This window comes from Paenibacillus agri (genome assembly GCF_013359945.1).
Taxonomy (GTDB): Bacteria; Bacillota; Bacilli; order Paenibacillales; family Paenibacillaceae; genus Paenibacillus_AQ; species Paenibacillus_AQ agri.
In genome coordinates, this window is sequence record NZ_JABWCS010000185.1 from 25,911 (window position 1) to 41,842 (window position 15,932).

Annotated in this window: 16 protein-coding genes; 9 read left to right on the forward strand and 7 right to left on the reverse strand. The window is 48.0% G+C overall.

What is annotated here, in order from left to right:
- The first annotated feature begins 27 nt into the window (after positions 1 to 27).
- The 3 genes from HPT30_RS03320 (at position 28) to HPT30_RS03330 (ending at position 2,307) form a co-directional block, all read left to right on the forward strand.
- Positions 28 to 603 (forward strand): VanZ family protein, encoded by a 576-nt coding sequence (locus HPT30_RS03320; RefSeq protein ID WP_175370072.1) that lies wholly within the window; start codon positions 28 to 30, stop codon positions 601 to 603.
- An 18-nt stretch (positions 604 to 621) separates the two neighbouring features.
- The gene (locus tag HPT30_RS03325; protein WP_175370073.1) at positions 622 to 1,611 is read left to right on the forward strand and encodes a zinc-dependent alcohol dehydrogenase family protein; all 990 of its coding nucleotides are present in this window, start codon (positions 622 to 624) and stop codon (positions 1,609 to 1,611) included.
- Between the two features lie 78 nt (positions 1,612 to 1,689).
- Positions 1,690 to 2,307 (forward strand): histidine phosphatase family protein, encoded by a 618-nt coding sequence (locus HPT30_RS03330; protein ID WP_175370074.1) that lies wholly within the window; start codon positions 1,690 to 1,692, stop codon positions 2,305 to 2,307.
- Positions 2,308 to 2,447: 140 nt separating this feature from the next.
- Here HPT30_RS03330 and HPT30_RS03335 read toward each other — a convergent pair whose 3' ends face one another.
- From HPT30_RS03335 to HPT30_RS03350, 4 genes are all read right to left on the reverse strand, one after another.
- Positions 2,448 to 3,212 carry an amino acid ABC transporter ATP-binding protein gene (locus tag HPT30_RS03335; RefSeq protein ID WP_175370098.1) on the reverse strand — a complete coding sequence of 255 codons (765 nt, stop codon included), beginning with the start codon at positions 3,210 to 3,212 and terminating at the stop codon, positions 2,448 to 2,450.
- 37 nt (positions 3,213 to 3,249) lie between these two features.
- Complete coding sequence (locus HPT30_RS03340) at positions 3,250 to 3,933, reverse strand: amino acid ABC transporter permease (protein ID WP_175370075.1); 684 nt, start codon at positions 3,931 to 3,933, stop codon at positions 3,250 to 3,252.
- A 63-nt stretch (positions 3,934 to 3,996) separates the two neighbouring features.
- Entirely contained in the window at positions 3,997 to 4,866 is an 870-nt protein-coding gene (locus HPT30_RS03345; RefSeq protein WP_175370076.1) for a substrate-binding periplasmic protein, read from the reverse strand.
- A gap of 259 nt (positions 4,867 to 5,125) precedes the next feature.
- Positions 5,126 to 5,554, reverse strand: coding sequence for a MarR family winged helix-turn-helix transcriptional regulator (locus HPT30_RS03350; RefSeq protein WP_175370077.1), 429 nt, complete (start codon positions 5,552 to 5,554; stop codon positions 5,126 to 5,128).
- 133 nt (positions 5,555 to 5,687) lie between these two features.
- On the opposite strand from HPT30_RS03350, the gene HPT30_RS03355 reads away from it, so the two are divergent.
- A complete protein-coding gene (locus tag HPT30_RS03355) occupies positions 5,688 to 6,275 on the forward strand; it encodes an NAD(P)H-dependent oxidoreductase (protein ID WP_175370078.1) in 588 nt (195 codons plus the stop codon).
- A gap of 517 nt (positions 6,276 to 6,792) precedes the next feature.
- Here HPT30_RS03355 and HPT30_RS03360 read toward each other — a convergent pair.
- Entirely contained in the window at positions 6,793 to 7,359 is a 567-nt protein-coding gene (locus HPT30_RS03360; RefSeq protein WP_175370079.1) for a hypothetical protein, read from the reverse strand.
- Between the two features lie 409 nt (positions 7,360 to 7,768).
- On the opposite strand from HPT30_RS03360, the gene HPT30_RS03365 reads away from it, so the two are divergent.
- The gene (locus tag HPT30_RS03365; RefSeq protein WP_175370080.1) at positions 7,769 to 9,217 is read left to right on the forward strand and encodes an alpha/beta hydrolase family protein; all 1,449 of its coding nucleotides are present in this window, start codon (positions 7,769 to 7,771) and stop codon (positions 9,215 to 9,217) included.
- Between the two features lie 249 nt (positions 9,218 to 9,466).
- Positions 9,467 to 10,240 carry a Cof-type HAD-IIB family hydrolase gene (locus tag HPT30_RS03370; RefSeq protein WP_175370081.1) on the forward strand — a complete coding sequence of 258 codons (774 nt, stop codon included), beginning with the start codon at positions 9,467 to 9,469 and terminating at the stop codon, positions 10,238 to 10,240.
- Positions 10,241 to 10,342: 102 nt separating this feature from the next.
- Here HPT30_RS03370 and HPT30_RS03375 read toward each other — a convergent pair whose 3' ends face one another.
- Entirely contained in the window at positions 10,343 to 11,314 is a 972-nt protein-coding gene (locus HPT30_RS03375; protein ID WP_175370082.1) for an S-layer homology domain-containing protein, read from the reverse strand.
- 104 nt (positions 11,315 to 11,418) lie between these two features.
- Here HPT30_RS03375 and HPT30_RS03380 point away from each other — a divergent pair, with 104 nt between their 5' ends.
- Positions 11,419 to 13,395 (forward strand): GTP-binding protein, encoded by a 1,977-nt coding sequence (locus HPT30_RS03380; RefSeq protein ID WP_175370083.1) that lies wholly within the window; start codon positions 11,419 to 11,421, stop codon positions 13,393 to 13,395.
- Between the two features lie 177 nt (positions 13,396 to 13,572).
- Here HPT30_RS03380 and HPT30_RS30340 read toward each other — a convergent pair whose 3' ends face one another.
- Entirely contained in the window at positions 13,573 to 13,656 is an 84-nt protein-coding gene (locus HPT30_RS30340) for a putative holin-like toxin (protein WP_219214875.1), read from the reverse strand.
- Between the two features lie 943 nt (positions 13,657 to 14,599).
- On the opposite strand from HPT30_RS30340, the gene HPT30_RS03385 reads away from it, so the two are divergent.
- Entirely contained in the window at positions 14,600 to 15,613 is a 1,014-nt protein-coding gene (locus tag HPT30_RS03385) for a TIR domain-containing protein (RefSeq protein WP_175370084.1), read from the forward strand.
- On the forward strand, positions 15,610 to 15,834 hold the full coding sequence (locus HPT30_RS03390) for a hypothetical protein (protein ID WP_175370085.1): 225 nt from the start codon (positions 15,610 to 15,612) through the stop codon (positions 15,832 to 15,834). Before HPT30_RS03385 ends, HPT30_RS03390 begins: the two co-directional genes overlap by 4 nt.
- Positions 15,835 to 15,932 lie beyond the last annotated feature (98 nt).

Below are 15,932 nucleotides of genomic sequence, written 5' to 3' on the forward strand. Positions count from 1 at the left end.
ACCTGAGATGAGAGAGGCGAGGCCAACATGAAAAATTCCAAATCACCCGGTATGCTGACACTCATATCATTCACCGCATATCTGTATCTATTGGTCAAGGTGATCCTGTTCAAAGGCGGGCATGTGGACGTACATATTCTACTACAGCAATTCCAGCGCACATTACAGGCCCCGGGGAGGAGTTTTCTTCGCCCCTACAATCTGGTACCCTTTAATGAGATTAAGAGAGACCTGCACCATCTGTCGCTATCGAACCCTTTTCTGAATATCAATCTGACTGGCAACGTACTGGCGTTCATCCCGTTTGGTCTGTTCTTGCCGCTCGTCTTCCGAAACGTTCAATGGTCAGTGGCCAAAGTGTTGATGTGTTCGCTGCTGCTCAGCCTGTGTTTCGAGTCTACCCAGCTTGTGCTGGCCATCGGAACGTTCGATGTGGATGATTTGCTCCTGAATACACTGGGCGGGTTAGCAGGTTATATTCTGTATAAAATGTTCTCCGGGCCTGCCCGCCGCAAGCCAGACAGTGAGGCTGACCGGGGAGGAGAGACGCCGAGACCTCAGCAGCGCCTGAGTGCACCGGAGTATCTCTTTCTGGATAAATGAAGCATAGGAGTGATTGCCATGGAAGCCGGATGTGTAAGATTCTACGAATTTGGACGCCCAAGAGATAGTGTACAATATGGACTTAAACCGATTGGATTCCCGGGTGCCGGTAAGATTCTTTTGCGGATGCTGGCTTCTCCAGTCAATCCTTCTGACCTGATTCCGATTACCGGGGCTTACGCTCACCGCACCTCACTTCCTGCCATTCCCGGGTACGAAGGTGTAGGGAAAGTGATAGCAGTGGGACGAGACGTTTCCCCGGCACTTATGGGCAAGCGTGTGTTGCCCCTGCGCGGGGAAGGGACCTGGCAGGAATATGTGACGTCTCCCGCAGAATGGGCGGTTCCTGTTCCTGACGAGATGGATGATTATACGGCCGCACAACTTTACATAAACCCGGTCACAGCCTGGGTCATTTGTACGGAAACATTGAAGCTGGGTCCGGGAGACACGCTGGTGGTCAACGCCGCTGGTTCTGCGCTTGGACGTATCCTGGCCCAATTCTCTAAAATGCTCGGATTCCGTCTGATCGCCGTTACTCGCAGTAATTACTATACAGACGAGCTGCTCCGACTAGGTGCGTCTCAAGTGATTGATACGGCAACCTCACCACTATATGATACGGTGATGGAACTGACGGAGGGGGACGGCGCTACAGCTGGAATTGATTCGATCGGCGGACCTTCAGGCATGGAATTATCCATGTGCCTTCGCCGTGGCGGTACCTTCGTTACGCTTGGACTGCTGTCAGGCATTCCGCTGAATGGGGCAGAATTGAGCCGCAGGGGCAGCATTGATGTCAAGTTGTTCCACTTACGGCGTTGGAATCAGCAGGTCTGGGTACAGACGTGGCAGGCAACCTTTAACCGGATTATCTCTATGATCATGGAGGGGCACTTATCGCTGATGACTCCGGCGGCGTGCTACCCGCTGACAGAGATTAGGGAGGCTGTTCAGGCGGCGGAGTCTCCTGGGAGAAACATGGGGAAGATTATGTTACGTGGCTAAAGGCAGGAATGAACAGACAAGGAATAGTAAGTATGTTAATATTGGCTCATTCTAGAGGAATGGGAGCTGGATCTTGTCATGGGAAGTACGAAAATATATTTGACACGGCATGGAGAGACAGAGTGGAATCTGGTACACCGGATGCAGGGATCTGAGGACTCTCCCCTGACGCCACGGGGCCTGCAACAGGCGGAGTGGCTTAGAAAGGGAATGCACACCGTACCGCTGGATGCCATCTACTCAAGCCCCAGCCCCCGGGCGGTGCGGACTGCGGAGCTTGTACGCGGGGAACGCAGCATCCCGCTGGAGACCTCGGAAGATTTCATGGAGATGGGCTTCGGCTTATGGGAAGGAAGCCTGCATTCTGAGGTAGCACCCCGCTATCCAGAGCAGTGGGACAACTTCTGGAAGGACCCCGAGAAGTTCGAGCTTGAGGGGAGTGAGACTTATGGACAGGTGCAGGCAAGGGCACTTCATAAATTGCAGGACATTCTGGAGAAACATGAAGGGCAATCTGTACTTATTGTCACGCATACGATAACGATTAAGCTGCTGATGGCTTATTTCGAAGGGAAGGCAATGAAGGAGCTTTGGGGGCTGCCCGAGATTCATCCGACAAGTCTTTGCCGTATTGATATTACGGATGGCATCCCGGACATTGTGTTACATGGGGACATTAGTCATTACGAAGAATAAAATACAATGGGGCCGACTGACATGTAAGTGACAGTACGTTGTTCCCCTTGATGGAAAAAATGACCCCGAAAGAGGGTCATTTTTTGTTTTGGACGAACTCTTAGAGAATAGCGACAGTAATAATGCAGTTCTGTCCTAACCTACCCATGCAGACTGCTGAAGAATCGGGTCAGCCTTGGGTTATCTTTTGAATCAAAAATGTCCTCCGGCGTTCCCTCTGCAACGATTCGTCCTTCTTCCATGTATAAGACCCGATCCGATACTTGCCGGGCAAACCGCATTTCATGTGTAACGACGATCATCGTCATTCCCTCCTCGGCTAGCTGGGTCATCATTTGCAACACCTCGCCTACCAATTCGGGGTCCAAAGACGAGGTTGGTTCGTCAAACAACAGCACGCTTGGCTCCATTGCGAGCGCCCGGGTAATCGCCACCCGCTGCTGCTGTCCTCCAGACAGGTTGCCGGGATATTCATTTCTTTTCTCCAGCAAGCCTACCCGTGCCAGGAGCTCCTCGGCGTGACGGATTGCGTCCCGTTTTGATTTTTTATTAACGTTGACCGGGCCTTCGATAATATTCTCCAGAACCGTCTTATGCTCCCACAGATTGAAATGCTGAAAGACCATTCCGACCTTGCTTCTGACCTTGCTCAGTTTAAACTTCGATAGGAAGGTAAGCTGGCTGGCGCGATTGAGCTTGTACTCCACGGGCTGACGATCGATGACGATGACACCGGAGGATGGAACCTCCAGCAGATTAATCATGCGCAGCAGAGAACTTTTCCCGGCTCCGCTGGGCCCGATGATAGAGACCACCTCTCCTTTTTGAATGGAGAAGTTTGTCTTCTGCACTACGGTCTTCGTGCCAAAAGTCTTGCTGATATCCACCAGTTCCAGAACCGGCATGGCTGTAACCTCCTCATTGGCGTGTGCCAGCTTCTGCTTATCTGCGGCCGGCATGCAATTTTAGTTTCCGTTCGGTATAGATTTGCAGGGTCATTAGCACACTGGTCATGCACAAGTACAGTGCAGCTGCGACACCAAGCGTTTCAAATGGCATATAGGTACTGCTGAATTGGCTCTGTGCGTTAAGCATAAGATCGGGGACGGTAATGACCGACACCTGGGCTGATTCCTTGAGTAACGCCACCGAGTTGCTGATATAGGTTGGAAGGATGAAGCGAATGATCTGTGGAATCCGAATGCGAATCAGAATTTGCCACGGGGTCATCCCGATCGCTTCTGCAGCTTCAATCTGTCCTTTGGGGATAGCCAATAACCCTGTCCGGATAATTTCAGCCTTATAGGCCGCAGCATTAAAGGAGAGACCTAGTAGTCCGGCCGCGAAGGCGGATAAGGTGATCCCGAAAGGCGGCGTATAATAGATGAATACGAGAACCATCAAGATCGGAACGCCGCGGAATACCCATATATATGTGGTAGCCAGGAAGCGCACCAGCTTATTATGCGACAAGCGGAGTACCGCCAAAAAGAAACCAAGCACCGTACCGATAATAATGGCCAATATTGAAATTTCAAAGGTAACGAGAGCGCCTTTTAGCAGGAAGGGAAAAACCTGAACTACTGTTTCCAGATTCAATCGTGCTGCTCCTTTCTTTATGCCCATAAGTTAACGGCCCCCGTACCGGCAGCTTACATTACCGATGCGGAGGCCGAAAGCGTTAGTTATTTACTTATCAAATTGAAGTCCAAAATGTTCCTGTGCAAGCTTCTGATACGTACCGTCCTGCTTCTTCTCCAGAATGATCTTATCGATCGCTTCCTTCAGCGAGGCGTTATTTTTGCGTAAAGGAATGGCTACGTCCACGATGGTGTAAGGATCTCCGGCAATCTCCAGCTTGGAGCCGTCAGGAGAGTTCTTCAGATAATCCCCGGCAGCATCGCGGCCGATGGAGACCAAATCCACACGTTTGTTGACCAGATCCTTGAAGACTTCCGTTTCGCCCGGATACTCCTTGATCTCCTTGTAGCCGCCAATACTCTTAACCACGGCCTGTGCGGTAGCGCCTCCGATTACTCCAACTACCTTGCCTTCAAGATCGTTAATATCTGCAGGGTTATTGCTGCCTTCCTTATTGATCACAGCTACAACACCGTCACGGCCATACGGCTCAGTGAAATCAACCGATTTCTTCCGCTCATCCGTCACATTCACTCCCGCCAGCAAAATATCGAATTTGCCTGCCAACAGCCCTGGCGTTAATCCCGAGAATTGTCCGGTAACGAATTCAGGCTTTACGCCCAATCCCTCGGCAATAATTTTGCCCCATTCAATATCGAAGCCGACCAGCTCATTTTTCTCATTCATGTAGTTAAAAGGACGATAATTGCCTCCGGTACCGATAACGATTTTTCCGGCTTTTTTAATTTTGTCTAATGTATTTTCGTCGGTGCTTCCGTCCTTGCTGCTGTTTTGCTCCGCAGAGGAGGTTTGAGTCTCTGTACCGGAGCTAGCAGGTGCGCTGGAATTCTGGCTGCAGCCTGCCAAGAGGAGAAGCAGTACGAATGTTAAAGAGAATAATGAGGTGAGCCTTTTCATTGGAAAACCTTCCTTCATTCATAGGGTAGTGTGTAATGGATTATCAAGATTCAATAATCTATTATCAAAAAAAGGTGATTTTTACAATAATATAGTCCCATTAATCATAGTTGTCAAGTAGGTTTAAAAGGTCTTATTCAAATTGATTATATTTACCCTTGAGGAAGGATATGTATGAGAAAGAGGCCATCCTCAAAGGATCGCCTCTTTCTCATGTTTTATATATATCTTGGTGTCCAAACGGCAAATGACCAATGAATCAATAAAATACTTTCGTATGCAGCAGATCTATAGCCTGCTCTAACTCCTTCAGCTCGTCTTCGGAGATGTTCAGTAAGCGCTCATCGAACTGGGCTTCAATTCGGCCGAACACTTCATTCATCAACGCTTCCCCTTTGGCCGACAGCCGGATGTATTGTTTGCGCCGGTCCTCCGGATCAGTAACCTTCTCACAGAACTGCTTCTCGCTTAGCTTCTTAAGTTCCCTGCTCGTATTCGGCATGGACATATGCATGCATTCACTGATACTGCTGAGTGTAGATGGCTGACTGACAGCAATGTATTCCAGGATCTTATATTGAACGGTGGTAATATCACCCGGTCTGACGTCTTTAGTGAAATCATTCGAGATTTGATGCACAGCAGCTGTAAAAGTCAAAAATTTTTGAAAAATAGCACTCTTATCCACAGAATCCCCTCCTTTGACAACATAGCAAATTAATTATCAAAAAACAATTATCAAATGAAAATTATCAATTGACAACTAAATAAAGACCGTGATACCATTTTGTTATCAAATGATAAGTAAAGGGGTTCAAATTATGAAAATGCTCGTCATCTATACGCATCCTAACCATCGAAGCTTGAGCTACGCCTTCTTACAGGAAGTTATTAAGGGAGGCAACGAGAACGACAGGATTGAGGAAATCAAGGTGCTGGATCTTTACGAAGAAGGTTTTGATCCCGTTCTGGTGTTTAATGAGCACAAGCGAAGACGGGATATGTACAAAGAACCCGCGCTTGCCGAGTACCGGGAACAGCTTCTATGGGCAGACAAAATTGTATTCGTGTATCCGATCTGGTGGGGGCGGCCACCGGCGATGCTTATGGGCTATATTGACCAAATGTTCGCCTCGGGATTTGCTTATAAGGATACAGGCAAGATGCTGCCGGAGGGGCTGCTGAAAGGAAAATCGGCCGTCTGTATCTCGGTCATGCAAGGACCTGCCAACTATCTGCTGTTCTTCCTGAACAACGCGCACAAGGCTTTAATGCGCAAAGGATTACTCAATTATGTCGGCATCAAGAAGGTGAAGTTCTTCGAGTTCGGCAGTATGGAGAGTCCGCGTGGACGGCATAAGGAGAAGCTGAACAAGATTTATCGTTATTTTCAGGCTGTGGCACGGTAATGTCATTACACGCTAGGAGTTACCCCTATGAAAGAAATACTATTCTAAAAATTGATTTTTTTTGTGAATTGAACAGTTTTTCTCATTTTACAACGAAGAGAAAGTATAACAAAGACACGATTCTCCAAACAGGAGAACCGTGTCTTTGTGTTTCAAGTCAATCGCGGCCTGCTTGAGCATATTGCGGTCAAGTGAAAACCATCCGATCTCATGTGTTACTTTTGTTCATCTAAGCAGAAATCGCCGGAATTTTTGGTGTTTTTTCAGTTGCCCAAATTTCCGATTCAATCATTTGCTGAACCGCTAGAGCATACCTTTCTCCCGCAAGAGTGGAATAGCTTGATGTGGGTATTGCTTGCTCTTCAGATTTCGGCAAAAATTAATGGCCCTAGGACAATGGAAGCAAGGACCAAGGCCACTAAAAACACTTTTACTATTTGTATTGTCTACTTGATGGAGACAATCCCAAAACCAATAATGGCTTTGGGATCGTCTCTTAATAATCAGCTTTTTTTATTTATTCTTTAGGTAATTCATACTTCTTAAAATACTGTACAAGTGGATTTGCGATCTTGTTTAAAACCGTTACATCAGCAAGTCCTTTATCAGAATATACTGTTACTTTTACAAGTATATTCTGATATGTAAAGATAAGATCATTGTAACCCAGAACATTCTTGTTGTCTTTCAAAGTATCCGATCCTCTTGAATTCCAGTAAATAAGATCATTGCCAATGAAGTGCTCTAGGTAAATAAAGTCCACAACTGCAATTAACTCGTCATTATTCTGATAGATAATGCGTTTTTGGGTGGATTGTTCATTTTGTTCCCCATCAACTGTTAAATAATTACGCTTATCAAAAGTTAGAGCTTTATCAACAGCCATAATAGATAATGGACTTTCCTTATATTGGAAGTCTGGAATTTCTAAATTTTCCATATCCTCAACGATCTTAGAAAAATTGTCGTAAGGGATAAGCTGTTGATTACTGTCCTTATTACCACTCTCTTTTGTACAACCAATAATAAGTAGAATGGTCAGCAGGAGTAGGATACTGGAGAGTAGTCTTTTTCTAATTTTCATTAGATTTTGTTAGAAGCATGTGTCCATCCCACAGTGGTATCAGATGGTACCCATCCACTCGCTCCTTCATAAAATTACCTTCCTTCAGATGAATTTATATTCCAATGACAACCCTAATATTACCATATATTGAACATGATAGAAATATCGACAAAGTAGTAGAGAAGTCTAGAGTTTTTTGTCATTAGATGTCGATTGATTAATTCGACTATCTCTTTTTTACGATCATCCTTTTCTTAATGTCATCAGTATTTGCTATAAATTCATCTCACCGTAATATTTTGAGATTTATATTTCCATAACTCATCTTTTCTAATAATTATTAACTAAATTTAATCAAAGAAGATTGACCTTGCAGTATACTTCAACGTTTAAGATGTATGTATCACAGATGTTGGAGGTATTGCTTATGAGAGTGCTAGAAGTCATTTTAGTACTGGTGGTTCTGGCCGTTACGGGTGGAATGCTCTTTGGAAAAAGAGAGCGGCGCTGGAACACCGCGATGTTGTTGTCCTTAGGACTCATTGTGCTGCTGCACGCCATTATAGATAAGGTCCGGTTACAGATGGTTCCCGCCTATGCTGTAGCACTGGTACTGATTATCGTGTTGTTGGTTAGGCAGACCAAATTTATCGGCCAAGCACGTATCCGGACCTGGTGGAGCAAGAGCCTGCTGTCTGTTCTGGTTCTGGCACTATCGGGTGCGGCGGTATATCTGAGTGTACTGCTGCCTGTATTCACCATGCCTGAGCCGTCTGGGAAATATGCAATTGGCACGGTATCCCGTCAGCTGACGGATGAATCCCGTACAGAGACTTTGGGGGACCAGCCTGGCGGCAAGCGCGAACTGATGGTGAATGTCTGGTATCCGGTAGACCCGGATCATGCCAAGGGGAAGACGAAGGAGCATTATCCTGGAGATTTGGGAGAAGCCATCAGTCTGGTTTTCGGCTTTCCGAAGCAACTGTTTGATTATGTAGGCCTGGTGCCTACACATGTAGTAGGTGGAGCCACAGTTTCATCGGACCAAGAGCATTATCCGGTGGTGTTATTCTCACCGGGGGTTCGCTCTACCCGCTTTCAGAGCCTGACTGCTATTGAGGAGCTCGTAAGCAACGGATATATCGTGGTGGGCATGGATCATCCCTACACCTCAGCCAAAGTCACGTTCCCGGATGGTCATGCTGCACTTTATAAACCTGATCCAGAATTCCCAACCTCGGCAGAGGTGTACCAGCAGAATATCAAAGGCGTTGGAATACGTGTGGAGGATAGCCGTTTCGTGCTGGATACCCTTGAAGAGTGGAATGTGCAAAACCCAGATGGGCTGCTGCAAGGCAAGCTGGACTTGGAGCATATCGGCATCTTCGGGCATTCTTACGGCGGGGCAACGACTGCAGAGGCGCTTGCGCAGGATGACCGGTTTAAGGCAGGGGTCAGCCTGGAAGGCGGATTCTGGGGAGATGTTGCCCATACCGGTCTGAAGCAGCCTTTCATGTACATGATGACTGGCGGCACGGCGAAGATGCTTGACCCCACGATAACGAACAAGGATAAAGTGTTCTATGAGGAGTTCGTTCGCGATCTGGAGTCGGCGATGACGCATAGCACCAGTGATACTTATTATTTGTCGGTGGAGCCTTTCTTTCACCAGAGCTTCACAGATATTGCCCTGCTAGCCCCATCTCTTTTTGCGAAGGACATAGATCCGGTCCATAATGTTGATATTACCAGATCCTACGTTCGGGCCTTCTTCGACCAATATTTAAAAGGAGAAGAACAGCAATTAATGGACGGGCCTTCTGCCGATTATCCGGAAGTGAAGTTCGACGACCTGTACACGAAGAAAAGAATGTAATCTGGACGTACGTGATAAAATTCAGGAAATCGACGAGAGGATCGCTACGCTCCGGTCCATCCAGACCTTGCTCTCTAGTCTGCTGGAGATGCCCAGGGAAGAGATCCATGATTATCTGCAATCATTTCAAAATAGAGAACAGGGATAGTTCAGCTATTATTTAATTTTCATTACTTTGTCTACTGTTGTTTATTATTGGAATTAAGTACAATATCAGGTGTAGTCTATGACATGTTCGGGAGGATACATATGGATTGTAAAATGGTTTTCTTCGACGTAGACGGAACGCTTACGAGCCATGAGGATGGCAGGATTCCAGAGGATACCCGGGCAGCGATTCGGGCCTTGCAGAGGAACGGTATCAAGGTGGGGGCAGCCACCGGACGACCGCTATCCATGTGCCGGGAACTTAAGCAGCTTGGCATCGAAACTGTGATTACCGCGAACGGCGGGTATGCGAAGCATAAGGATGAAGTGATTCATAAGCTGCCGATGAAGCCGGATTATCTCAGGGAAGTTGTTGAGTTCGCAAGTATGCAGAATCATGGCTTGTCCTTTTACACGGAGGATTTCTGTATGAACGGAGTGCAGGATGCGGAGATACTGCGGGCCTTGAAGGAGACGCTGTTCCTTAGTGAATACCCTGCGGTAAATCCGCTAATCTATAATGAGGAAGTTTACTTAATGTGTCTGTATGGAACGGATGATATGGTCAGTACATATATAGAGAAGTTCCCACACCTGAGCTTCAGACGCTGGCATCCTTATGTGCTCAGTGTACTGCAAGAGGAGGTCTCTAAGTCAGTTGCCATACTGAAAGTGCTTCAGCATCTGGGGATAGAGGCATCCGAGATTGTAGCCTTCGGAGATGGAGGGAACGATATCGATATGCTGGAGATGGCTGGCCTTGGCATTGCCATGGGCAATGCCGGGGACAGACTTAAGCAATCCGCAGACTTTGTGACGAGATCATCCAGCGAGGGCGGAATTGACTACGCGCTGAGGAAATACGGACTCATATAATCGATGCTTTGCGAAAGTTGAAAAAAAAGCAGGCCATGCTTCCCGCGGGAGATCATGGCCTGCTTGTATTGTTTGCTAGTGGTTATTTGTCTTCCACGTGTATTACTTGATACCTGGAGCTGGAGAACTGGTACCTTTCACGGACTTTGCTACGGCTGTGTAGCCTTCCGGTAGGAACGTAACTGCTGAACCTTTGGTAATGACCTGCGGATACATTTTTCCAGGCTCAGGGTCTGTTACATTGAAATAGATTGTAGCTGTCTTGTCTTTGCCAAACTCGATCTTCTCAATAACCAGTCCATAGCCGGGGTTAGGCAGGTTGTTCACGGTTAACGTCACTTTATTGACGCCCTCTGCAGCTTTGGTCACGTTGATATCCGTCTCGTAGTTGTAGCCGGGTGCATTAGCACTATCGTCTGGTGCTTCAATGTTCTTGGCGAATTGGGCCGTATCGTAGATCCAGGCAGCGGCTTGGGAGCGGGTTACGGGATCATTTGGCTGGAAATTACCGTTCTTGTCCAGCTGCACCAGATGCGTGTTGAGCAACATTTGCAGGTTATTCATAACATCTTTGGAGAGTTTGTCCCCGTCTGTAATATTAAAAAACATCATCGTCACTGGGAAATTACCCTTTGTCTTGAGCGCTTCAGCGAGCAAGTGCGCAAACTGTGCGCGTGACATCGCTGCGTTAGGGTCCACATTTTTGTCGAGTGGAAGTCCGTTCTGCTTCGCGGTCAGGAAGGCAGACGCATACCAGGCTTTATCGTTTACATGGGGAAAATAACTGCTCACAGTGCCCGTGCTACCGGCATCGGGCTTCGGCGACAGCTTCAGACCGCTGACGATGAATTGAATGCCTTGTGCAAAGGTTACACTGCTCTTCGGTGCGAACTTGTCACTCGTAACACCGTTAATAATGCCATCCTTATGCAGGGCATTGATCTTGGTCTCCGCCGGATCGCCCTTCAGATCGGAGAATGCAAATGCCGATGCCCCGAAGGACACGCTTGCCGCCAGAATACTGCACGCTATCGTCATTTTTTTAGCGCTATGGATAAATGTCATTTTCTTCATTGTGCCTCACCTCTTATCTTCTTAGATGGGGGATTGTCTCAAAATGTTGCAGGAACTTATAATAAACTTAAAACTTTTAAGTGAGTGACAGGAGATCTATAGAGATGGGGCAGCAGAGGATGGAACGGATTAATGTCGGAATTTTTGCCCATGTTGATGCCGGAAAGACGACAACGACGGAGCATATTTTATATGAGAGCGGTCGCATCCGTTCGCTGGGCAGCGTGGATACTGGCACGGCGCTGACCGATTCGCTCGATGTGGAACGTCAGCGGGGCATTTCGGTACGGGCGGCGTTGGCTTCCTTTGCCTGGAAAGGGGTACAGGTGAATCTTGTGGATACCCCCGGCCACGTTGATTTTCTCTCAGAGGTAGAACGCTCGCTTCGCGTGATGGACTGCGCGGTGCTGATTCTCTCTGCAGTCGAGGGCGTGCAAGCACAAAGCGAGATGATTTGGAGCGCACTGCGTAAGCTGAAGATTCCCACAATTATATTTATGAATAAAATGGACCGGACCGGCGCGGACCCGGAAGCGGTGCTGGCTCAGGCTCATACTTATCTGTCCGGGGATATTATTCCGGTTCAGCAGCCTCTTGGCAGGGAGCAGGATTATGCCGGTACTAAGGATATATGGGAGCAGGGCGCGGATTCCACTGCACAGACTGAACTACTGGAAGCCTTGGCTGAGCGGGATGAGGCTTTGCTGGAGACTTATATGGCTGGCGATTCACTTGATCTTGCCATATGGCGGAACCATCTTGCGGATCGTGCAGCTGCTGCGGAGCTGTTTCCGCTGGTCTATGGCGCCGCTGCCAAGGGAATGGGAATTCCTGCCCTGCTGGACGCTATGATTCAGTATTTCCCAAGAGCGGGCGGAGATGCAGAGCTTCCCGTATCCGGCATTGTGTACAACATTCAGCGGGATAAGAGTATGGGGCGAATGGCTTTTGTCCGCTTGTACGAAGGAACGATTCGTAATCGTGATACTGTTCAGAACTACTCGCAAGATATCCAGGGCAAGATTACCCAGATCCGTAAGGTCGAGGGTGGTCGTACCGAGGATGTCGGCGCTCTGGAGGCCGGAGATATCGGCGTGGTGTACGGCCTGTCCGGGGTGCGGATCGGCGATGTACTAGGCCGGCCGGATGCCATTCCACAAGAGGCCAAGCTCGCGGTGCCGCTGCTGACGGTGCGGGTGCACTGGGCAGAAGCAGCGGACGATCATAAAGTGATTGCCGCGATGCAGGAGCTGGCGGATGAAGATCCGCTGCTGGATGCGCAGTGGCTTCCGGAGGAACGCGAGCTGCACATCAAGGTGATGGGCCCGATCCAGCTGGAGATTCTCGGCAGCGTGATGGCGAGTCGGTACGGCCTGGCGGTCACCTTCGGCCAGCCGTCGGTGATCTATAAAGAGACGCCTGCCTGTGCGGGCGAAGGCTTCATCGCCTATACGATGCCTAAGCCATGCTGGGCGATCCTGCGGTTCCAGATTGAACCAGGGCCGCTGGGCAGCGGCCTGGTCTACGACTCGGTCGTACGTAGCTCCGACCTGCTGCCGCAATACCAGAATGAGACGGCCCGGCGGGTGCCGGAGGCCTTGCAACAGGGCTTGTACGGTTGGGAGGTCACCGACCTGAAGGTGACATTGGTGGAGGGGCAGCACCATGTGTGGCATACCCATCCGCTGGATTTTGCCGTGGCGACGCCGATGGGCATTATGGACGGGCTAGCCCGTGTTGGCACCAAGCTGCTGGAGCCGGTGCTTCAGGTACGGATAGTAGTGCCCGAGGAGAACGGTGGGCGTGTCATGAACGATCTTGTGCAGATGCGCGGCACCTTCGAGCCGCCGGTGATGCTGGGTGACCGGATGGTCATCGAAGGCCGTCTGCCGCTGGCAACGTCACTCGATTATCCGGTCACGCTAAGCTCCTTCACGAAGGGGCGCAGCACGTTCACTTCTTTTTTTGCCGGATACGAAGAATGCCCGCCCGACGTTACCGCCGAGCGCACCCGCCGTGGTGTGAACCCGCTGGATCAGTCGAAGTATATTCTCAGTGTGCGCAAGGCGCTGCAGGGGTAGGGTAGGCATTTATTTTTACTTTACAAATTGGATTGTGGTATAGTTAAGGAAGAAGAGACGTACAATGCAAAGAGAGCCGTGCTGTAACACGGCTCTCTGCTGCAATGGCCGCTTTAAAGAGCGGTGGCTATCGGTATAGCAGTCATGAAATAGACCGCCCCCGGCAAAGGATGCGGTCTATTTCTTTTTGAGGTAGTTCAGCAAAGCAATAATGAACATGCCAAACATGAACATCAGAGACAACGCTTGATAAACCTCCATGGCTTCACCTAAAGGCTTTCATAGAAAGCCACTTCGTAAGTAAAAGCTATCCGGGAGATTAGCCGACCGCGCTTGCAAGCCTTCCATTGCTTCTGTGATTATACCATGATTTAACAACATATAAATGATTGCGGATGAAAAGCATGTTACAAATTATATATTATTTAACATTACAGAATCTGGTATGAGGGATAGCATTATGTGTGGCCTATCCAACCGCTGGATTTTGTCTTGGCGCCGCCGATGGGTATTATGGACGGGCTGACCGGCGTCGGCACCAAGCTACTGGAGCCGGTGCTTCAGCTGTAGGCGCTAAGTGTGGATGCAAGTATAGATATGGGTGTTAAGTGTGAATGTAAGTGTAAGTTGTCGTTGTATGTGCAGTTGTTTTAGGTGTGAGCATAGTGCAACTGTCCGGTTGAATAACTGGAAAAATGGGCGTTAATTAGGCGGAATTGCGGCTTCTCTCTAAAATAACTGGAAAAACTCCTGTTAATTTCACTGATTAGCTTCAATTTCGTATGAATGGAGGAATTAACGGGAGGATTTCCCGTTATTCTGGAGATGAGGCCTAAAAAGCCAGGATTAACGGTATATTTTCCTGTTAAATAATTCTTTAGTCTTAGCATCCAGTGATACTGGGATACCCCCCATATAGGGTTCTTCGAATGGCCTAATGAGGCAGTTTTATGAAGCAATTAAAGAATAGATAAATACCCATGCTTAAATCTTTAAATCTATACGTATTACATTTATCACCATTTATATTGATAACGCTTAAAATTTATATTGGATATGGAATCTTTCTTTATTAAAAGTATATATATGTAAATATAAGCGTGATATAATTCTAGTTATTTGTCATATTAAGATAAATTCCAAGTACCTAAAGGCCAGCAATCTTTTGTTATCTTCAAAAAATAACAAAGAGAGGGTCATTGTCGTGAACAAACCCAAACTATTTATAGGATCATCGCTTGAGGCGAAACATTACGTGGATGCGATTAACGAAAATTTAAGCTATGTGGCTACGGTGACGCCGTGGACCGCTGGCGTTTTTAATGAAAACCGTTACACGATGGAAGATCTGGACGAGCAGCTCACGCAGAGCAGCTTTGCTGTCTTTGTGCTGGCGCCCGATGACATTGTGACGTTGCGCGGGAAAGTGTATCTCGCACCACGGGACAACACTATTTTCGAACTGGGAATGTTCTGGGGCAAATTAAAGCGTGAACGGGTCTTTTTCATATTGCCGCGCTCGGTGCCGCAAGAAGTAGATGGGCAGGGGATCGATGGATTCCGTTTGCCTTCCGATCTGCTGGGACTTACATTGCTGTATTACGAACTGCGTGATGATAATAATTATACGGCTGCTGTAAGTGTGGCTTGTGCGAAGATTACCCGACAAATCGAGGAAAAGCAGCATTTTGCTGATCCCTATGTTAAGATTCAGACCCTGGAGCGCGAAATTCGCATGAAGGATATGCTGCTGATGTTCTTCATCAATTATGTCCGGCCCTCGAACCTCTCAGCTGGCGGGGAATATGATAAATTATATGAGGCTGTCAGAACCAGCTATGACATCTCGTCACTGGAACAGTTCCGGATCCGGGGAGCGGCCATTTGGCGTGCTGAAGGTAATGACGGGATCAGGCAGGTGGCCGGCAATGTCGGCAAAGACCGCTTCTATGCATTCGAGGACAACGACGGCCGTAATGGTAAGGACCGGATTCTGGTGCTGGATGCTTTTTTGCAGGGGACGGTTCAATTTTTTCTGTACCGGGTGCATGTTGCCGCTGAATATATTGTGTGTTATCCTCTAGGTAAGGAATTGGTAATTACGATCCATTTGATTGGCCCTCTGGAACTGACAGCGAAGCACTTCGAGCAGATCTCCGAGGATAACAAGGAATTTATGAACGTACTCAACTATTTGTTCGGAGGGGATTTGAAATGAGCAAACCGCGCGGTAATGAGGGCAGCCTTGAGAAAGCGGGGCAAGCCTATAAAGTCTCATCCATCTCCCGTAAGAATCGGGACAGGCTAAGAACAATAGCCCTGAGTAATGAGTCGGGCAGAGTCGTCAAGGGACCTTCCGTTAGTAGCGATAGCGACGTGAACTATATTTTGGTGTACCAAATGGATGCCAATTATGAGAAGCCGTTTTTTGCACGATAACATATGAAGCAGGCCGAAAGCAGGAGGATCTTGGGGTACCGGGATCAGCTTGCTTTTTTTGTTGTGGGATGGAGTTAGTTGTCTTTTAAAAGGTTATA

What these genes read in the sequence shown, in the direction of transcription:
- HPT30_RS03320 (WP_175370072.1), top strand. Translation starts at nt 28, where the DNA reads ATGAAAAATTCCAAATCACCCGGTATGCTGACACTCATATCATTCACC.
- HPT30_RS03325 (WP_175370073.1), top strand. Translation starts at nt 622, where the DNA reads ATGGAAGCCGGATGTGTAAGATTCTACGAATTTGGACGCCCAAGAGAT.
- HPT30_RS03330 (WP_175370074.1), top strand. Translation starts at nt 1,690, where the DNA reads ATGGGAAGTACGAAAATATATTTGACACGGCATGGAGAGACAGAGTGG.
- HPT30_RS03335 (WP_175370098.1), bottom strand. Translation starts at nt 3,212, where the DNA reads ATGCCGGTTCTGGAACTGGTGGATATCAGCAAGACTTTTGGCACGAAG.
- HPT30_RS03340 (WP_175370075.1), bottom strand. Translation starts at nt 3,933, where the DNA reads ATGGGCATAAAGAAAGGAGCAGCACGATTGAATCTGGAAACAGTAGTT.
- HPT30_RS03345 (WP_175370076.1), bottom strand. Translation starts at nt 4,866, where the DNA reads ATGAAAAGGCTCACCTCATTATTCTCTTTAACATTCGTACTGCTTCTC.
- HPT30_RS03355 (WP_175370078.1), top strand. Translation starts at nt 5,688, where the DNA reads ATGAAAATGCTCGTCATCTATACGCATCCTAACCATCGAAGCTTGAGC.
- HPT30_RS03360 (WP_175370079.1), bottom strand. Translation starts at nt 7,359, where the DNA reads ATGAAAATTAGAAAAAGACTACTCTCCAGTATCCTACTCCTGCTGACC.
- HPT30_RS03365 (WP_175370080.1), top strand. Translation starts at nt 7,769, where the DNA reads ATGAGAGTGCTAGAAGTCATTTTAGTACTGGTGGTTCTGGCCGTTACG.
- HPT30_RS03370 (WP_175370081.1), top strand. Translation starts at nt 9,467, where the DNA reads ATGGATTGTAAAATGGTTTTCTTCGACGTAGACGGAACGCTTACGAGC.
- HPT30_RS03375 (WP_175370082.1), bottom strand. Translation starts at nt 11,314, where the DNA reads ATGAAGAAAATGACATTTATCCATAGCGCTAAAAAAATGACGATAGCG.
- HPT30_RS03380 (WP_175370083.1), top strand. Translation starts at nt 11,419, where the DNA reads ATGGGGCAGCAGAGGATGGAACGGATTAATGTCGGAATTTTTGCCCAT.
- HPT30_RS30340 (WP_219214875.1), bottom strand. Translation starts at nt 13,656, where the DNA reads ATGGAGGTTTATCAAGCGTTGTCTCTGATGTTCATGTTTGGCATGTTC.
- HPT30_RS03390 (WP_175370085.1), top strand. Translation starts at nt 15,610, where the DNA reads ATGAGCAAACCGCGCGGTAATGAGGGCAGCCTTGAGAAAGCGGGGCAA.